13 protein-coding genes, 1 tRNA gene, 1 pseudogene and 1 CRISPR repeat array are annotated in these 17663 nt (G+C 39.9%); of the genes and pseudogenes, 9 read left to right on the plus strand and 6 right to left on the minus strand.

What is annotated here, in order from left to right; all coding sequences use genetic code 11:
• Window positions 1-28: 28 nt before the first annotated feature.
• Together ACW6QP_RS01765 and ACW6QP_RS01770 are read right to left on the minus strand one after the other, a co-directional pair.
• Window positions 29-1255, minus strand: a complete 1227-nt coding sequence (locus ACW6QP_RS01765; protein ID WP_457909112.1) for a cysteine desulfurase-like protein — start codon at window positions 1253-1255, stop codon at window positions 29-31.
• A complete protein-coding gene (locus ACW6QP_RS01770; protein ID WP_457909113.1) occupies window positions 1255-3621 on the minus strand; it encodes a prolyl oligopeptidase family serine peptidase in 2367 nt (788 codons plus the stop codon). Before ACW6QP_RS01770 ends, ACW6QP_RS01765 begins: the two co-directional genes overlap by 1 nt.
• Window positions 3622-3801: 180 nt before the next feature.
• Between ACW6QP_RS01770 and ACW6QP_RS01775 the strand changes: the two genes are divergently transcribed.
• The 4 genes from ACW6QP_RS01775 to ACW6QP_RS01790 all read left to right on the plus strand — a co-directional run bounded on the left by ACW6QP_RS01775 (window position 3802) and on the right by ACW6QP_RS01790 (window position 7043).
• Window positions 3802-4617: a DUF5602 domain-containing protein gene (locus tag ACW6QP_RS01775; RefSeq protein WP_457909114.1), complete on the plus strand. Its 816-nt coding sequence runs from the start codon at window positions 3802-3804 to the stop codon at window positions 4615-4617.
• A 124-nt stretch (window positions 4618-4741) separates the two neighbouring features.
• Entirely contained in the window at window positions 4742-6295 is a 1554-nt protein-coding gene (locus ACW6QP_RS01780; protein ID WP_457909115.1) for a M20/M25/M40 family metallo-hydrolase, read from the plus strand.
• A gap of 111 nt (window positions 6296-6406) precedes the next feature.
• Window positions 6407-6763 carry a type II toxin-antitoxin system RelE/ParE family toxin gene (locus tag ACW6QP_RS01785; protein ID WP_457909116.1) on the plus strand — a complete coding sequence of 119 codons (357 nt, stop codon included), beginning with the start codon at window positions 6407-6409 and terminating at the stop codon, window positions 6761-6763.
• Complete coding sequence (locus ACW6QP_RS01790; protein ID WP_457909117.1) at window positions 6753-7043, plus strand: helix-turn-helix domain-containing protein; 291 nt, start codon at window positions 6753-6755, stop codon at window positions 7041-7043. The genes ACW6QP_RS01785 and ACW6QP_RS01790 overlap by 11 nt, the downstream gene beginning before the upstream one ends.
• Before the next feature lie 86 nt (window positions 7044-7129).
• Here the strand turns inward: ACW6QP_RS01790 and ACW6QP_RS01795 are convergent.
• The 4 genes and pseudogenes from ACW6QP_RS01795 to ACW6QP_RS01810 form a co-directional block, all read right to left on the minus strand.
• Window positions 7130-7384 (minus strand): annotated as a pseudogene (locus ACW6QP_RS01795) (hypothetical protein); the annotation flags it as partial.
• A gap of 175 nt (window positions 7385-7559) precedes the next feature.
• Entirely contained in the window at window positions 7560-8549 is a 990-nt protein-coding gene (locus ACW6QP_RS01800) for a DUF1028 domain-containing protein (RefSeq protein ID WP_457909118.1), read from the minus strand.
• Between the two features lie 46 nt (window positions 8550-8595).
• Window positions 8596-9291 carry a DUF2490 domain-containing protein gene (locus tag ACW6QP_RS01805; protein WP_457909119.1) on the minus strand — a complete coding sequence of 232 codons (696 nt, stop codon included), beginning with the start codon at window positions 9289-9291 and terminating at the stop codon, window positions 8596-8598.
• 65 nt (window positions 9292-9356) lie between these two features.
• Window positions 9357-9656: a hypothetical protein gene (locus ACW6QP_RS01810; RefSeq protein WP_457909120.1), complete on the minus strand. Its 300-nt coding sequence runs from the start codon at window positions 9654-9656 to the stop codon at window positions 9357-9359.
• A gap of 218 nt (window positions 9657-9874) precedes the next feature.
• Here ACW6QP_RS01810 and ACW6QP_RS01815 point away from each other — a divergent pair.
• The 5 genes from ACW6QP_RS01815 (at window position 9875) to cas2 (ending at window position 16498) form a co-directional block, all read left to right on the plus strand.
• Window positions 9875-9946, plus strand: a tRNA-Arg gene (locus ACW6QP_RS01815).
• A gap of 311 nt (window positions 9947-10257) precedes the next feature.
• Window positions 10258-14502, plus strand: a complete 4245-nt coding sequence (gene cas9, locus ACW6QP_RS01820; protein WP_457909121.1) for a type II CRISPR RNA-guided endonuclease Cas9 — start codon at window positions 10258-10260, stop codon at window positions 14500-14502.
• 79 nt (window positions 14503-14581) lie between these two features.
• Entirely contained in the window at window positions 14582-15208 is a 627-nt protein-coding gene (locus ACW6QP_RS01825; protein ID WP_457909122.1) for a transposase, read from the plus strand.
• Window positions 15209-15254: 46 nt separating this feature from the next.
• A complete protein-coding gene (gene cas1 / locus ACW6QP_RS01830) occupies window positions 15255-16151 on the plus strand; it encodes a type II CRISPR-associated endonuclease Cas1 (protein ID WP_457909123.1) in 897 nt (298 codons plus the stop codon).
• Between the two features lie 2 nt (window positions 16152-16153).
• Complete coding sequence (gene cas2 / locus ACW6QP_RS01835; RefSeq protein WP_457909124.1) at window positions 16154-16498, plus strand: CRISPR-associated endonuclease Cas2; 345 nt, start codon at window positions 16154-16156, stop codon at window positions 16496-16498.
• 108 nt (window positions 16499-16606) lie between these two features.
• Window positions 16607-17488: direct repeats of the CRISPR family, unit length 46 nt; unit sequence CCTGTGAATCCTGATTAAAAGTACAATTCTGAAAGCAATTCACAAC.
• Window positions 17489-17663 lie beyond the last annotated feature (175 nt).

Genomic DNA, 17663 nt, shown 5'->3' on the forward strand with positions numbered 1-17663 from the left:
GGATTTCTAAAATTCCGGGGCTTATTTTTTAAAGAATTCTGTTGAGGATTCGCATAAGTTTTTTCACCTCCTCGGCTGAGTTGTAATGCACCAGGCTAACTCTAACCACCCCGTTATTGGCCGTTAATCCGGCATCGGCGATGAGCTTTTTGGCATAAAAATCGCCAAATCTAATCCCGATTCGATGCTCATCGACCTGTTCTACGATTTCATCGCTTTTAATTGCTGAATGCACAAACGAAATGGTAGGCACCCGTTTTGAAGCATCGGCAGTATCCAGGCCAATAATTCTTACTTCAGGTTTTGATTGAAGAAAACTTATTAAAGGAGCGCTTATCTTTTCTTCGTGCTTTGCGATAAGATGGAAACACTTCTCCAGTTTTTCCTGCAGCTTCAAATTTCTTTTCTTCGGAAAATGTTTTTTAAAGAATTCCTCGTAATATTCTATGATTCCCAGCAGACCATAGGTGAGTTCAAAATTGAAATTTCCGGGTTGAAATTTATAGGGCACATCTTCTTTTTTGAAAAAATAGTGATTGATGCCCGGCATTTCGTATAACAGCTCGTATTTTCCATACATCACGGCCAGGTGCGGCCCAAAGGTCTTGTACCAGCTAAACACATAAAAATCAACATCCCATTCTTTTACATCGATTTGCCGGTGGGGAGCATAGGCTACCCCATCTACGCAAACAAGAGCATTATTGGCGTGCACAAAATCGGTGATTTCTTTAACCGGGTTGATAGTGCCCAGAATATTAGAGCAATGCGTAAAGGCCACCAGTTTGGTGCGCTCGTTCATCAGCTTTTTTAGATCCTCCAATTCGAGCTGCAAACTTTCGGGATTGGTTTTCCAGATTTTTACTTCAAAGCCTTTTTCTTCCAAATCGGTCCAGGGAGAGACATTGGCCTCGTGATCGGTGTTGGTGACGATAATGCGATCGCCCGGTTCCCATTGCCTGCTAATACAAAGGCTTAAAATGCGCAAAAGCATACTGCTGGAAGGACCAATTATAGCCTCTTCGGGTCTCTCACAATTGATATATTGAGCAAGTTTCTTTTTTGCGAAATTCAGCTTTTCCCCGGCTTCCCGCGACACCTTGTAACTGGCACCCAGTTGCACATTATGATGCAACAGATAGCCGCTAATACGTTCTGCAACGGTTTCCAGGCACTGAGAACCGCCGGCATTATCCATATAGATAAAATCCTGTTCCAGGGCCGGGAATTGTTTTCTTACAAAATCGAGATCCATTAGTCGAGTAGGCTTTCGTTAAACAATTTCAGAATTCTTCGGTATTCATCGGTCCAGCTGCTGGGTTCCACGAATCCGTGATCTTCTACGGGGTAGACTGCCATTTCCCAGTCTTCCTTGCCAAGTTCGATAAGCCTTTGTGCCAGGCGCACCACATCCTGAAAATGCACGTTTACATCTACCATTCCGTGGGCGATTAGCAGGTTGCCTTCGAGACCTTCAGCAAAATAGATAGGCGAAGACCTGCGGTAGGCGATGGGATCCTGAGAGGGTTCATTAAGAATATTAGAGGTATAGCCGTGGTTATAGTGAGCCCAATCGGTCACCGAGCGTAAAGCAGCTCCCGCCTTAAAGGTTTCGGCTTCGGTGAAAAGAGCCATAAGGGTTATAAAGCCACCATAGCTTCCGCCGTAAATTCCCACTTTTTCAGGATCGATATTGTGATTTTCAATAAGATATTTTACCCCGTCTACCTGGTCGCTAAGGTCTTTTCCGCCCATATGGCGGTAAATTCCCGTACGCCAATCCCTTCCGTAGCCGGCGCTTCCGCGGTAATCGATGTCGATCACGGTATAGCCCAGGTCGGTTAATAAATTGTGGAACATATATTCCCTGAAATAACTACTCCACCATTTGTGCACATTTTGAAGATAGCCTGCCCCGTGTACAAAAACCACGGCGGCATTGTTTTTTGCATTTTCTTCAGGCACATATAATCGGGCCGGTACCATCGCCCCATCCTGGGCTTCAAACTGAATCATCTCTGGCTCGCGCCAGTCGTAGGCAGCAAATTCTTCTGAAATTCCTTCGGTAATTTGTTTAGCTTCAGCATTGGCTCGATTTGGTTTTACGTAGAGTTCCCAGGGTTTATTGCTGTAAGAATGGCGAATGGCCAGATGTTTTTCATCGGGAGAAAGCACTACCTGATTGTTGCCGGGCATCTGGGTGAGCTGCTGCATTTTGCCGCCCATAACCGGCATTTTATAAAAATGGCGCTCGCCGGGACCAACTTCTGAAGTGGTGAGATACCAGTGTTTTTCATCATTAGAAAGTTGGGGGTCGAATACCTCAAATTCACCTGCTGTAAGCGCTTTCTTGTTGCCTGAAGTTACGTCCAGGAGATACAAATGAGAATAGCCGGTTTCCTCGCTCTGAAAGTAAATATGTTTATTGTCGGGCAGCCAGCCAAAAGTTTCGCCGCCGTAATAGGTGTAGCCCACTCCGGGCCCTGCGATCCAGGCTTCGTCGCGCTGGCGGTCCAGGCTTTTTAGCTCTCCATTTTCAGGATTTATTTGTGCGATCCAGCGATCTTTATTGTCTTTGGAGCGAATATTCACCACTGCCAAATTGCCATTTGGGGAAAAATGTACTGCCGATGCGATTACTTCTCTTTCGGTCTCTTCCCACTCACGATCGGGATAATCGGCAGTATAGTCGGGCAGATCTTTTATTCCCGGTAAAGTGTTGGGATCAATAAGAAATACGCTGTCTTTTTCAAAATTATAAAAAGCCAGTTCGATACTGGTTTGATCGTCTCCTACCTTGCTTCTGGCAGGCAGATTTACCGTATAACCCGACTCATCCACATAATTTGGCACATCGGTGCTCTTCCCGCGTTTGCGCGTCACCAGGTTAAAGCTGGCATATTTCCCGTTAGGCGACACCCGAAGATTCCCGAGGCTGCGGTCTTCCAGGTAAAACTTAAAGGCTTCCTTTTCAGCAGTCGATTTTTTATAAATTTCGCTGCTTTCTTTTTTCTCCCTGCGCTCGTTGACCACGCTTAGAAGTTCGAGGTTCTCGCCTTCTACCCAGGCGTCTTTATCGTTTAATTGGGGAGAAGTTTCTTCTTTTTTGCTTCCGGTTTCAATGTTGGTGAGTTTCTGAAGCTTTCCATCTTTTCGATTCAGGCTATAAGCGTTGTTTCCTGCTATAAAGGAAATTTTATTCTCATCGGCCATAAATTCAGGATTCTGAATATCTTCAGAAAGATCTACCAACAGTTCCAAATTTCCTGATCTAAGATTGGCCAGATGCAAATTCCCATCTTTAATCACCAGTTTTCTATCCCGTTTTTTATTGAAATCTCCTGAAGGCGGGATGAGCCTGCGCTGCTCTTCCAGACTTACTTTTTGGATATTCCCGGTGGCATTTAGATTCACCTTGTAAAGGGAATCGGCGGGATTTTTCTCAGGATTGTATTGAAAATATATGGTTTTACTGTCGTGGCTCCATTTTATATTGTCGGGGAAAGTACCCATCCAGGCCGGGTCCTGCATGATTTTTTCGACCGAAAGTTCGCTGTCCTGGGCAATTGAAGTTTGAATAAATAGAGCACTAAGAAATAAAAAAAGTAAAGTTTTTTTCATAATATAAGCTTTGCAGATATAAATGCTGTGGTGGATAATTTTTTTGCAGAGGCAAGTTAAATAAATTCCTTCAAAAGCCCATGTATGGGGTTTTTCTTGTAAAATTCTCATTTTTAAAGACTTATTTTTTAAGAAAGTGGCAGGCACTTTATTTTTGCCCTTCACCAATAAACACCAGCGATGAAGAATTTTGAATTGCCCATTGCATCGCCCCGAATCTTTAGTTACCTGTTCCCCCTGATTGTTTTTGTTTTATTTAGCTGTGAGCCTGATGCCGATGTGCCGGGTCTCGAAACGGCCGATTTTAAAGGGAAAGTTGCTGAAAAGGCCAATACCTTTTATGGACCTGCCGAGCCGTATGGCAGAGGTGTTGTTCGCAGTTTTGTTACTATCCAACGCGATGGCAGCCCTTTGGAAGTTGGCCTTAAGGTAAGCGATAAAGTATTTGAGCATCTGCCAGACGAAATGCACGAATTCAGCTTAAAATTGCCCAATAAGGCTGAAAATATTCCTTTTGATCATATAGACTTTGGCTGGATGCCCGGAGGTCACCCGCCAGAATTTTATTTGCTACCGCATTTTGACATTCATTTTTATATGATTTCTGAAGAAGAGAAAATGCAAATTACCGATGAGAATAAGGCCGAAATTCTGCCGCACAACGATTACTGGCCGGCCACTTACTTTCCCACACCGGGCTATGAACCCTATATGGGCAAGCACTGGCTTAGCGCTAACGCTCCAGAATTAGGAGGAGAGACCTTTACTCATACCTTTATTTATGGCTCTTATGATGGAGATTTTATTTTCTATGAACCTATGATTACGTTAGATTATTTTAATCTGAAGCAATCCAATACTTTTGAAATTCCCCAACCGGCTATGTTTGAAGAAGCGGGTTATTATCCCACCACTTACAGTGTTAATTACGACCGAATCAAAAAAGAAACCAGTATAATATTGGGAGATTTTGTTTACCGGCAGGCTACAGATTAAATCGATTTCTTTAAAAATCTAAAGCTCATCTTTTGATGGGCTTTTTTTATGCGGAATAAACTGTGCCGGGCTTTAAGCCAAATATGATATATTTGGAATTCTTAAAAATCAATTCAAATTTATAATGAAAAACAAACTACGTTTATTGATTTGTTTTTTCCTGGTTTCGGTACTGGTTAGTGCACAGGAAAAGGAACAAATAGTTGAAGACATCGTAAAAGAAGCCAATGAGAATTCTGCCTTAGAAGAACTTGCTCATGAGCTTATGGATGTGGTAGGGCCACGACTTGTGGGAACGCCGCAAATGAAAAATGCACACGACTGGGCGGTGAATAAATATGATAGCTGGGGAATTTCAGCTGAAAATCAGCAGTACGGCACCTGGCGAGGCTGGGAAAGAGGCATCACCCACGTAGACCTTATCTCGCCCAGAATTCAATCTCTGCAAGCCCGGCAATTGGCCTGGAGTCCTTCTACCAAAAAGAAAGGCATCACCGCTGAAGTAGTTCTACTTCCGGAAGCTTCAGATTCTACTGAATTCGCTTCAAAGTTATCTTCAGTAAAAGGAAAAATCGTTTTAGCTTCTCAATACCAGAATACGGGAAGACCCGATGAGAACTGGGAAGAGTGGGCCACCGAAGAATCTTTTCAGAAGATGAAAGACGAGCGCGAAGAGCAAAATAATGCCTGGCGCGAGAGAATGCAGGCTACCGGTCACAATTCGAGAAGCCTTTATAAGGCCCTTGAAGATGCCGGCGCTGCAGCGATCATCACTTCTTACTGGTCCCGTGGTTTTGGAGCCAACAAAATTTTTGGAGCTTACACAAAAAATATCCCTACTATAGATATGAGCCTGGAAGATTACGGCCTTGTTTATAGATTAGCTGAAAATGGGAGCAAACCCGAACTTAAAATAGTTTCTGAATCTAAAGAACACGGCGAAGTGCCAACTTTTAACACTATCGCGCGAATTGAAGGAAGCGAAAAACCTGAAGAATACGTGGTGCTTTCGGCGCATTTTGATTCCTGGGATGGCGGAACCGGTGCTACCGATAATGGTACCGGAACTATGGTGATGATGGAGACAATGCGAATCCTGAAAAAACTATATCCAAATCCTAAAAGAACAATCATTGCAGGACATTGGGGCAGTGAAGAGCAGGGGCTTAATGGCTCCCGTGCATTCGTAAAAGATAATCCCGAAATTGTAGAAAATGTTCAGGCTGTTTTCAATCAGGACAACGGTACCGGGAGAGTGGTAAGCATAAACGGACAGGGCTTTCTGCACGCCTATGATTATTTAGGTCGCTGGTTAGAAGCGGTACCCGATGAAAACAAGAATGAAATCGAAACCACCTTTCCGGGAACACCTTCGGGTGGAGGATCAGATCATTCTTCATTTGTAGCTGCAGGGGCTCCGGCTTTTATGCTGAGTTCTCTTAGTTGGAATTACTGGAATTACACCTGGCATACCAATTTGGATACTTACGACAAGATCGTGTTTGACGATGTGCGAAACAATGTAATTCTAACCGCTGTTTTGGCTTATATGGCCAGCGAAGATGAAGATACCACTTCAAGGGAACGCAGCGTATTGCCTGTAAGTCGCAGAACCGGTGAGCAAATGACCTGGCCAGAGCCCAGAGACGCAACCCGCAAAGGTGGGATGGACGAGTAATTTTGAAACGAAGAATACCGCATAAAAAAAATCCGTAGTTCTATTGAGCTACGGATTTTTTTTGGGGGTAAAATCCAGAATATATGTAACTTTTAAGTTACATTTGTGTTGATGGAAAAAGTGAGAGAAATAATTCAGTATAAAAATTATTTTGAGGAATTCCTTCTCTCTCAACCTGTAAAGGTTCAGGATAAAATTTTTAAGGTTCTGGAAATTATTGAGACCTATGAAAGGATTCCTTCAACCTATTTGAAATCTATTGGTGGAGTCAAAGGACTTTATGAGGCGCGGATTAAGTTGGGAACAAATATTTGGATAGTATTCTGTTTCTTTGATAAGGGCAAGTTGGTGATTTTGCTTAATGGTTTTACTAAAAAATCACAAAAAACGCCTCAAAAAGAAATTGATAAAGCCATCTATTTAATGAAATCCTATTACAAAGATAAAAATGAGAAAAATGGAAACTAAAAGCTGGAAAGAAATTAAGGATAGCGTTTATGGTAAGAAGGGAACTGAGCGTAGAGATGAGTTAGATAGGGATTTCGAATCATTTAAAATTGGCCTGTTATTGAGACAGGCCCGGGAGAACAAAAATCTTACTCAGGAAGAACTGGGGGAACTGGTAGATAAAAAACGTTCCTACATTTCAAGAATTGAAAACAATGGCAGTAACCTTACTCTCAAAACTTTATACGATATAGTAGAAAAGGGGCTTGGTGGAAAGGTTAAAATTTCAATTGAAGTATAGTTAGTTTCTACGATTTAAAAATAAAAAAAGCAGGCATCATACCTGCTTTTTCATTTTATAGAAAAACTTGTTTAAAATTTAAATTCTTATCCCGTTGGCAAATCGGCACCTACAGGTAGATCACAGCGGTGACCCGGTTCCCCGTGCGGCGGATTCTTTTGAGCCGTTCCTGAATTTGTGGAGTTTTGGTTCACTCTAATTGGAGAAGTGCTCATTGAGGGAGTTTGTTGGTTTTGTTGCATCATACTTTCTGAACCGCTCTCGGGAAGAGGAGCGCCTACCGGTAAATCGCAGCGATGCCCGGGTTGCCCGTGCGCCGGGTTCATCTTTTGAGCCTGGGTATTGGTAGTGTTGCTTTCTTCTACCTGGATGGTTTCAGGAGTTTTTTCCTCGTCTTTGCAGGATGCGAAAAGCCCCATAGAAATAGCCGCGGCACCCAGCATTAATTTTGATAGTGTGATTTTCATAATTCTGAATTTTTTAGATTGTGAAGGGGCTGGGTAAATATACGAAAAATCAGTCTTCCTGATTTATTAGCATTTCCAGCTGTTCTTTTTCCAGCTGAAGCAATCCCGCTTTAGGCAAACGCTGCAGCATTTCGCGCCAATTTTCATCTTCATAAAAAATTCTGTCGAAAATGGGTTTTGCCTCCTCCAGTCGGCCGGCGTTGGCCAGGGCTACAGCTTTCCAGAAACGCATTTCAAGGTTGTCGGGGAATAATTTTTCGGCCGCGCCATATTCTTTTAGAGCTTCCTCAACATCGCCTGCTTCCATCGCCAGGTCGCCCCTGTTCATATATTCATAGGCCCTGGCCGTTTTAAGCAATCGTTCGAGTTCCTTAATAGGTTCAGGGTGATCGTCTACCCGCAGGTCTATTTTCTTATCGTTCCAGCTTTGTTCAACCTTCTCGGGCCCCACCACGATCAATGCCGCCGATTGCTTTCCGCGGATATCCCCGCCGCTTTGCTGGGCCGCCTTTAAAACCTCGAGCACACGTTCGGCCAGCGGGAGTTGTTCATTTTGCTGAAAAGCTTCAGCCATAGCAGGAACGGTGTTTTCATTGAGCATCATATTGGCCTGTACCGAGAAATTATTTCCGGAGATATGCGCGGCAGCTTCCACGCAATTGTCGCCCGTAAATGCTGAAGTATTTCCGGTTTTGTCTAAAAAAGCCACCTGCCGGTAATGCCGGCCTTCATCTTCAGAAATTAACTTTTCCAGCGCGATTTCAGCATTTTCTCCATTCTCCATTAGCTCCAGGCCCCTGGGCCCGTAGGCCGGATTCACAAAAGACTGGGTGGCGACCACGCCAACTCCAGATTTTCCCCAGGCTACCAGCGGGCCCACCGAAAACCAGTGGCTTTGTACGCCAACGGCCATCTCTCCTGTCACCGAATCGCGGGCCACGATAGAATAGGTGTGCGCAAAGGCTTCAGCCGGTTTCTGTGCAATCACTGAAAATGGAATGACCAGTATTCCGGATAAAATAAGTAATAGTGTTTTCATCTTTAAAAGTTTGGTTCTTAAAGATAGGAAAACCTAAAACCTCTGCTTAAAAATTGTGATGCAAACTTAATTGAAGTTGGCCCTTGCTCCAGATATCGGTAGTTTGTTGCATATAGCCCGCCTGCACTTTTAAATTATCCTTTATGGCATATCCAAGGGCGCTGTAAAAGCGATTGCGGTCAAAAAGTGCCACTCTCTGGGGGCCGCCAAATTCACGTTCCCCATTAATAAACAGCTCATTGTAAAGTGCTATGTAAATCGCATTTTTATTGAGATTGGCCTGGTTAAGCGGAACATTTAGAAAGAGGTTATATCTAAACCTGGTGCGCATATCCTGGGTGCCCATAAAACGTTGTTCGTACCGAAAGCGATGGGCCAGGTAGAATCTGTCGCTTAATTTATGCGGAAGCAAAGCCTCCTGGTAGATCCTGCTTTCTACGGTAAATTCGGAAGAAGGTCCAAAATCCCCGGTAATGATATGGGCGTAGCCCAGGGTGAATTTGATATTGGCATTTTTTGGAGTGTAGGTAAAGCCGCCGCGTAATAGCATTTGCTCCAGGTCGCCACCCAGGTCCCAGTTTCGGTATTGCAGGTCTCCCTGCATCCCAAACCGGCTTTCGCCAAATTGAGTATTCCAGAAATACATGTACCAGGCCCCGGTTTGGGATTCATCGATTTGAGCCTGAATTTTAGAAGTAAATAAAACTGCCGGAAAAAGCAGCAAAAGGGCAAATTTTTTCATCTTTTCGGAGATTTTGCCCAAATATAGAGCTTGCCCTTTAATTTTCCCAGCCGCTGGTGCGCAGCTTATTGTTTCTCTTTGATCTCTTTCACCTCAATATACTCGGGCCCGCCATCTACAGGATACCCTTCCACTTTTTCGCCTTTAATCTTTACTTTTTTACCTTCAAAAGCAGTAAGATCCTGGCTGCCGCTTTTAAGAGCGTAGAAAGTATCATTGGTGGTAAGCGTGTGACTGCCGTACTGGTAGCTGGTGATTCCGGTAGCTTCAAGATTGCCGGTGAGTTCTATAAGATCATCCTGGGGATTATTGCAGGTAGCCGCGAAAAACAGCAGGAATCCGCTTAAAGTTGAAAATAATTTCATGTTAGATGAATTTTTGTTCAGATTGAAGGTACAAAGATTATAGAAAGCGGCCCCGGGATTTTAGGCTGAATTTGTGAAATTGAAGTCAACATTCTTATTTTTGTGTTGCCAGATTTTTAAAGACTGGCCTCATAGTTCAATGGATAGAATAGCCCCGACGGCTCGGGGTCCTAAACTTTGAATTTTGAGTAAATAAGAATGATTTAATTTTTAAAAAAGGCCTCATAGTTCAATGGATAGAATAGAAGTTTCCTAAACTTTAGATCCAGGTTCGATTCCTGGTGAGGCTACAACCCACTCCCAAAACCACAAAAACCTCCAAATAAGGAGGTTTTTGCTTTTTAGAAAATGCTTCTCCCCCAGGCAATAAATTGCTTTTTTCGATTAATTTTAGTAATTATGTAAGACTCTCCGCACACCCTACTGCCCGGGGAAATATTCTGAAGAAGATTTAATAAAAAGAAAAAGCGACCCGTTAAGGCCGCTTTGAATGTTTTGATGAAAAAAACCCCACGGAGTACGCAGGGTTTAAGATTTTTCTTCGGCTTATAGCCTTATTGTGAAAAGCTTTCAGTATTTCAAATATATAAAAATAAAATTTATGAGCAACCTAACTTTAGGATTAGATCTGGGAACAAACTCTATCGGCTGGGCAATTCGTGATATCTCAGAATCCGAAAATCAAATCATAAAAGCAGGAGTTTTAATCTTTGACAAAGGTGTTGGAGAGGAAAAGGGAGTTGAATTTCCTAAAGTTAAAAGGAGAACTGAGAGTCGGGGGAAGCGAAGAAACTATCAAGCCGAAAAATATCGAAAATGGGAATTATTGGAATTTCTTATTAATAAGAAAATGTGTCCATTAACCATAGAAGAGTTAGATGAATGGAGAAGATATAAAAAGGATAAACCCAGGAAATACCCACAGACCGAAGCTTTTATCAATTGGCTTCGTTACGATTTTAATAGCGATGGGAAACCCGATTTTCATCTTTTTGGTAAGGACAAGCACGAGAATCATTATTTGTTTCGAGCTAAAGCGGTAAGTGAGAATGAAACAGATAAGAAAGTTTTTCAGGAAAATCCCCAAATACTAGGTCGAATATTCTATCATTTGGTTCAAAGACGAGGTTTCAAAGGTCGTGATGAAGAAGAGGCCAAAACAATGATGGAGGGGAGTAAGAAAAATGATACCCCTGGTAGAAATGTGATTGCTGATTACATCAAAGAAAATAGGAGTTTGGGTGCCGCACTTTATCAATATCAAAAAGATAAATCGACAGACAGTGCGAAAATACGGATACGCCAACGTTATAATCTTAGAAAAGATTATGAGAATGAGTTAAAGGAAATTTGCCGGGTTCATGATTTAGATAATCAGTTCTACGAAAAACTATGGAAAGCTATCATTTGGCAACGTCCATTACGTACGCAAAAAGGTTCTGTTGGTTTGTGTACTTATGAGAAAAATAAAAGACGGGCACCTATTAGTCACCCACTCTATGAGGAGTATCGAACCTGGGTTTTTATCAATAATTTGAAAATTGAAGCTCCAGAAGGTTGGAAACAGGAAAAATATCTTAAAGAGAAAATATATCCTATTTTCTATAAAACAGGTAGTGATTTTAGCCTTAAATCTATTCTTAACCAATTGCATAGGGACCGAGCCACTATAACCTCCGCTTATGCAGTTAGAGAAAAGACGAAAGTCCTTTCAGCAAAATTATTGAAACAATTTGAGGATATTCTAGGTGAAAACTGGAAAGAAGATTTTGGTTGGCAAGAAGCATTCAAACGTAAGGCTCAACCATCAAAAAAAGATTCGGCTAGTTATACCTTTGAAGATATTTGGCACGTTTTATTCACCTTTGACAGCGAGGAAAAATTGAAAGAATTTGCCACAGAAAAATTGAAACTGCCGGAAGAAAAAGCTGATAAATTTTCTAAAATAAGACTTCAGCAAGGTTATGCGACTTTAAGCCTTTCTGCCATTAAAAAGATTCTTCCCTACCTTCAAAAAGGTTTTATTTATTCTAAGGCAGTGTATATGGCAAACCTTCAGAAAGTCCTTGGATCCCATCAGATTTCAGAAGCTATGATTAATGATTTTGCTGAAAAAGTTGATGAAATTTATGAAATCATTTCTACTCAGCGTAAATTAAACAATATATTAAATGGTTTATTTAGAACCGAACTGGTAGCTGATGGTGATTATTATTTGAGTCAAGATGAGGATTTAGATTCATCAGACATAAAACTGATTCAGGAAAAAATTAAGGATGAATTAGGGGAGAAAACCTGGAAAGACATAGCAGAAGAAAAGAAAAATGAGTATTTAGCTTACGTTAAAAGTAATTATAAAGAGTTCCTTCAAAAACCATTTCAAGCTAAAAAAGGAGGTTTTATGGAACAACCCCGTCTTCATCAAAACATTTTTAATTATTTACAACAGCACTATGCTATTCCGGATGAAAACATAAAATATTTATGGCATCCATCCGAACAGGATAAGTACCCAAATTCGGATACCTATAAGGAAATAAATCAAAGAGGTGAAGTATTTTATATAAAGGAATCTGAACTCGATTCATTTTTGCATCGAAACCCTGATGCTGAGGCAGACGGGATATCCCTAAAACTGTTGGGTAATCCGGAACCCATCAGCAAGGGGTTTAAAAACCCGATGGCATTAAAAACCCTGCACAAATTAAAGCAATTACTCAATTTTCTATTACAAACGGAACAAATTGATACCCACACAAGAATTGTAGTAGAGATTGCCCGTGAACTTAATAACACTAACTATCGTAAAGCCCTGGAAAAATGGCAAAATGACCGAGAAAGGGAAAACCAGAAATTCAAAAAAACGATTGAGGAAATTAATAAGGAATGCAAGACGAGTTTTGATCCTGAAAATAAAAGTTTAATCAGGAAAATTCGACTTTGGGAAGAACAAGATAGAAAATGTATGTATACAGGTGCAACAATTAATATGTGTGATGTATTAAATGGAGAATATTACGATATTGAACATACTATTCCAGCAAGCATCAGTTTTGACAACGAATTAAAAAATTTAACGCTTGCAGATAAAAATTTCAACTCAAATATAAAGGGGAAAAAGTTTCCTATTCAACTTGATAATTATGACGAGGACTTGAATTTTAATGGGAAATCTATTCAGCCTATCATAAAAAATATCGAAGCGATTTTCGGCAAACGAAGTGTCGAGAAAAAAACCATTAAGAAAAGAGGAAAAGTTGAAGAAATTATTTTCATCAAATGGAGTAAAATCACTGATTTAGAAAATCAACTGGATGAATATTTGAAGAGAACCAGTTATGCGAGTACTAAAGAAATTAAGGATTACTATATACAAAAACGTCATCAGATAAAATTTGATTTAGATTATCTAAAGCAGAAACTACAAACTTTTACCATAGAGGAATATAAAGCTAGTTGGCGTAATAGCCAGTTGCGCGATACGCAGATAATGACAAAATATGCAATACCTTATCTCAAAACAGTTTTTAGTCGTGTAGAAGTACAAAAAGGGAATGTGGTAAATAGTTTCAAGGAAATTTACAAGGTAAAATTACGCAGTGAAAAGAAAGACCGTTCTGTTCATAGCCACCATGCAGTAGATGCAGCTATTCTTACCCTAATTCCAAAACCAGCATATAGAGATGAAATTCTCAAAAAATACCAGTTAGAAATAGACAACAGGACAGGAAAAACCTACCATGAAGAGCCTCTAGACTGGGACAACTTCAAAGTTTCATATATAAAAAATATTGAGGAAGAAACACTCATTAATAATCTTAAAGAACATCGAACCTTAACCCCTACTTTCAAAAAAGTTAGAAAACGAGGCAAAATTGATAAAAAGGAGAATGGCAAACCAAAATGGGCCAAAGGCGATACTATACGAGGTCAATTGCACGGCGAATCATTCTACGGTGCCATTAAACAACCAAAAAGGGATGAAAATCATAAAATTTTATTTGATGAAAATCAAAAAATGCTATTAGGTGAGGACATAAAATTAGTTATAAGAAAACCTCTTACTTATGCTAAAGACACGGCTTCCCCGGGTTTTAAAAATTTAACTGAAGTTAAAAAAGTTATAGTCGATAAAGATTTATTCAACATTATCGAAAAACAGGTAAATAAAGCCGGAAATTTTAAGACCGCTTTAGAAAATGGCATTTATATGCTTAATAAAAATGGAGAGAAGGTTAATAAAATTAGACATATCAGATGCTTTGACCGCTTAAGTCATTCGGCAGCTGTGCAGCCCCATGAACACGATTTTAAATCTGAAAAAATTTATAAGCAAACTACTTATGCTCAAAATGGAGAGAACGTTTTTTGTCTATATTACAAAGGAGAAATAAACGGTAAAGAAGAACGTGCTATTGATATTGTTGGCATATTTGATTTAGCAAAGTTAAATATTGAAAGTGAAAAAGATTTTTATGAAATCCCAATGTTTAATTCCCTCCAAAAGAAAAAAGCTAAAATCCCATTATATGCTGTTTTAAAATCAAGGCAAAAAGCTATTTTCTATAAAGAAAATATGGAAGAGCTTAGGGAAATTTCAAAAGAAGAACTTTCTGATAGAATGTATAAAATGTATCAATTTGAAAGCGATGGAAGAATTAAATTAAAACATCATTTAATTTCAGGAAGTAATACTGACATTAAAAAGGAATTTAAAGAGAAATCTACTTTTGATTTTAATGAATACTCACCTCTTTTAAGATTAAGAAGTAATAATTGGAATTTTGCTATTGAAGGGAAAGATTTTGAAATGAATTTAGATGGCACATTAAACTGGAAGTTTTAATCTGTGATCAATGGTATTCGATTCGTTAGTCACCATATGACAATGAATTTCTGAACGGACCGAGATAAAGAAGAAAATATTGAATGATTACAAATCCATATTAAGCCCAGAATACACCTATCATATTTACAATAGGGTAATTGGTAGTGGGCAATTATTTCTTTCAAAAGACAATTATCGGTATTTCCTGCGAAAATATGATGATTACATCACCCAGGTGGCAGATACATTTTGCTATTGTTTAATGCCTAATCATTTTCATTTTTTAATTCGAGTTAAAGAGGAGAAGGTCTTAAAAGAATTTTTCAAAGATAAGATCGGGGAAGTCGATTCCAGTATAGACCTGACAGGTTTCCAAAACCTGTCAGGTCTGGTCTCCCGTCAATTCAGTAATTTTTTTAATGCCTATTCAAAAGCATTCAATAAACAACAAGATAGAAACGGAAATCTGTTTTCAAGACCATATAAGCGAAAGCTCATTAGTGATGAAACTTACCTAAGAAAAGTGATTCATTACATACATTATAACCCGGTTATGGCCGGTATTGTGGATAGGCCTGAAAATTGGGAGTATTGCTCATATAAAAGTATAATTTCCAGGAAGAAAACGAAGTTGCAAAGACAGGAGGTTATTAGCTATTTCGATGATCTTGAAAATTTTAAATTCTGTCATCTCTATCCCCCGGAATTAACAGGAATAGAATAGGACCTTATAGGTTAAGCAGCTCAGGAAGGCTTAAAAAAGTGAAATTATGATCAAACGAACCCTCTTTTTCGGCAATCCCGCCTATCTAAGCACAAAAAACGAGCAATTGGTAATCAACTTTCCTGAGGGAGAAAAAGAAGAGAAGCGGGTGCCCATTGAAGATATAGGGATGTTGGTGCTGGAAAATCCGCAGATCACTCTAACCAACGGACTAATTACTAAACTGATTCAGAACAAAGCAGCTGTGGTAAATTGTGATAAACAACACCTGCCCTGTTCAATTCTTCAACCCCTGGTAGGACATTCTGAGCAAACCGAACGCTTTACGGCCCAATTAAATGCCAGTCTTCCTTTGAAAAAAAATTTATGGCAACAAACCATTAGCGCGAAAATTGGCAACCAGGCACAACACCTTTTCCGCCGAAATAAAAATCATAAAAAATTAAAACGCTGGGCGGGGGAGGTAAAAAGCGGAGATTCCGAAAATCACGAGGCTGTGGCTGCAGCACATTATTGGCAAAATCTGTTTGATATTGAGGGCTTCACTCGCTATCGGCACGGGGAACCTCCTAATAATTTGCTCAATTACGGCTATGCAATCTTAAGGGCAGTAACTGCCAGGGCGCTTATTAGCTCCGGTTTACTACCTGGGGTTGGTATTTTCCATCACAACAAATACAACGCCTTTGCCCTGGCCGATGATATTATGGAACCATATCGCATTTATGTAGATGATTTAGTTTACGAAATAGTAGCTTCAGGTGAGAAAGTTCAGGAACTTGATACCAATCTCAAATCTATGTTGTTAAAGGTGCCGGCTTTGGACGTTTATATTGACGGGAAGTGGAGCCCATTGATGGTGGCCCTAAGCCGAACCACCAACTCGCTCTATGAATGTTTCGCAAATTTAAGCAGGAAGATTCTATATCCTGAATATCAATAAAGATGGAAGACAAATTTTCACGGCTTAACCAATATCGCTCTATGTGGGTACTTGTATTTTTTGATTTACCAACCGAAACCCGGGCCGAACGCAAGGCTGCTGCCAGGTTTAGAAAAGATCTTTTAGATGATGGTTTTGGAATGTTTCAGTTTTCGATCTATACCAGGTTTTGTGCCAGTCGGGAAAATGCCGAAGTGCATACCAAGCGCACCAAAAAATCACTGCCGAAAAAAGGAAAGGTTTGCATTATGCAAATTACCGATAAACAATTTGGAATGATCGAACTCTTTCACGGCCGCAAGGAAACTGCAACTGAGGCTCCTACCCAACAATTGGAGTTGTTTTAGGATTTTAATTCTTAGGTCGGGTACAATAGAAACTTCCTCAAATACGCTGAATTTTCAATTCTAAGAACCCCTCTAAAAAACAGGATACCAGCTTTTTACAGCGGGTATCCTGTGAATCCTGATTAAAAGTACAATTCTGAAAGCAATTCACAACTAATCTACTTTTTTGAAAGTTCTTTTTCCTCCTGTGAATCCTGATTAAAAGTACAATTCTGAAAGCAATTCACAACATTCTGCCCGATATGTATTCAGAGCCTTACCCTGTGAATCCTGATTAAAAGTACAATTCTGAAAGCAATTCACAACTAGAGTTTCCTGAAACTTTATCTAAAGAGACCTGTGAATCCTGATTAAAAGTACAATTCTGAAAGCAATTCACAACTAAGAGTCTTACCTTCTTTGTCTTTTGTGACCTGTGAATCCTGATTAAAAGTACAATTCTGAAAGCAATTCACAACATGTCGTGTAGCACTAATACACCTCCTGAACCTGTGAATCCTGATTAAAAGTACAATTCTGAAAGCAATTCACAACGTATACACCAAACTAGCTCCGTCATAAGCCCCTGTGAATCCTGATTAAAAGTACAATTCTGAAAGCAATTCACAACTATTCAACTGTAAATGCTTTGTGACGTTTTCCTGTGAATCCTGATTAAAAGTACAATTCTGAAAGCAATTCACAACAACCTAACCATTCTTTGTTGATGACGTGACCCTGTGAATCCTGATTAAAAGTACAATTCTGAAAGCAATTCACAACCCGGAACAAATGGAATGTCCAACAATGTGGCCTGTGAATCCTGATTAAAAGTACAATTCTGAAAGCAATTCACAACCCGCAAAGCCTCAATTACCGATGCTGTTATCCTGTGAATCCTGATTAAAAGTACAATTCTGAAAGCAATTCACAACTGAACCCAGTGTAACAATGGAAGTATAAAACCTGTGAATCCTGATTAAAAGTACAATTCTGAAAGCAATTCACAACTGGGCTTGCTGTTCTCTATAGCGAGCATACCTGTGAATCCTGATTAAAAGTACAATTACTCCTGGATTCTATTTTTTATTTTGGAAGTCGTGAATAAACTGGCATTTCTGAAAGCAATTCACAACCTCGCTTTTCCAACTAGATAGTGTTGATGGAATCCCAAAATAGGTATAAG

The organism is Salegentibacter haimaensis, assembly GCF_054121495.1.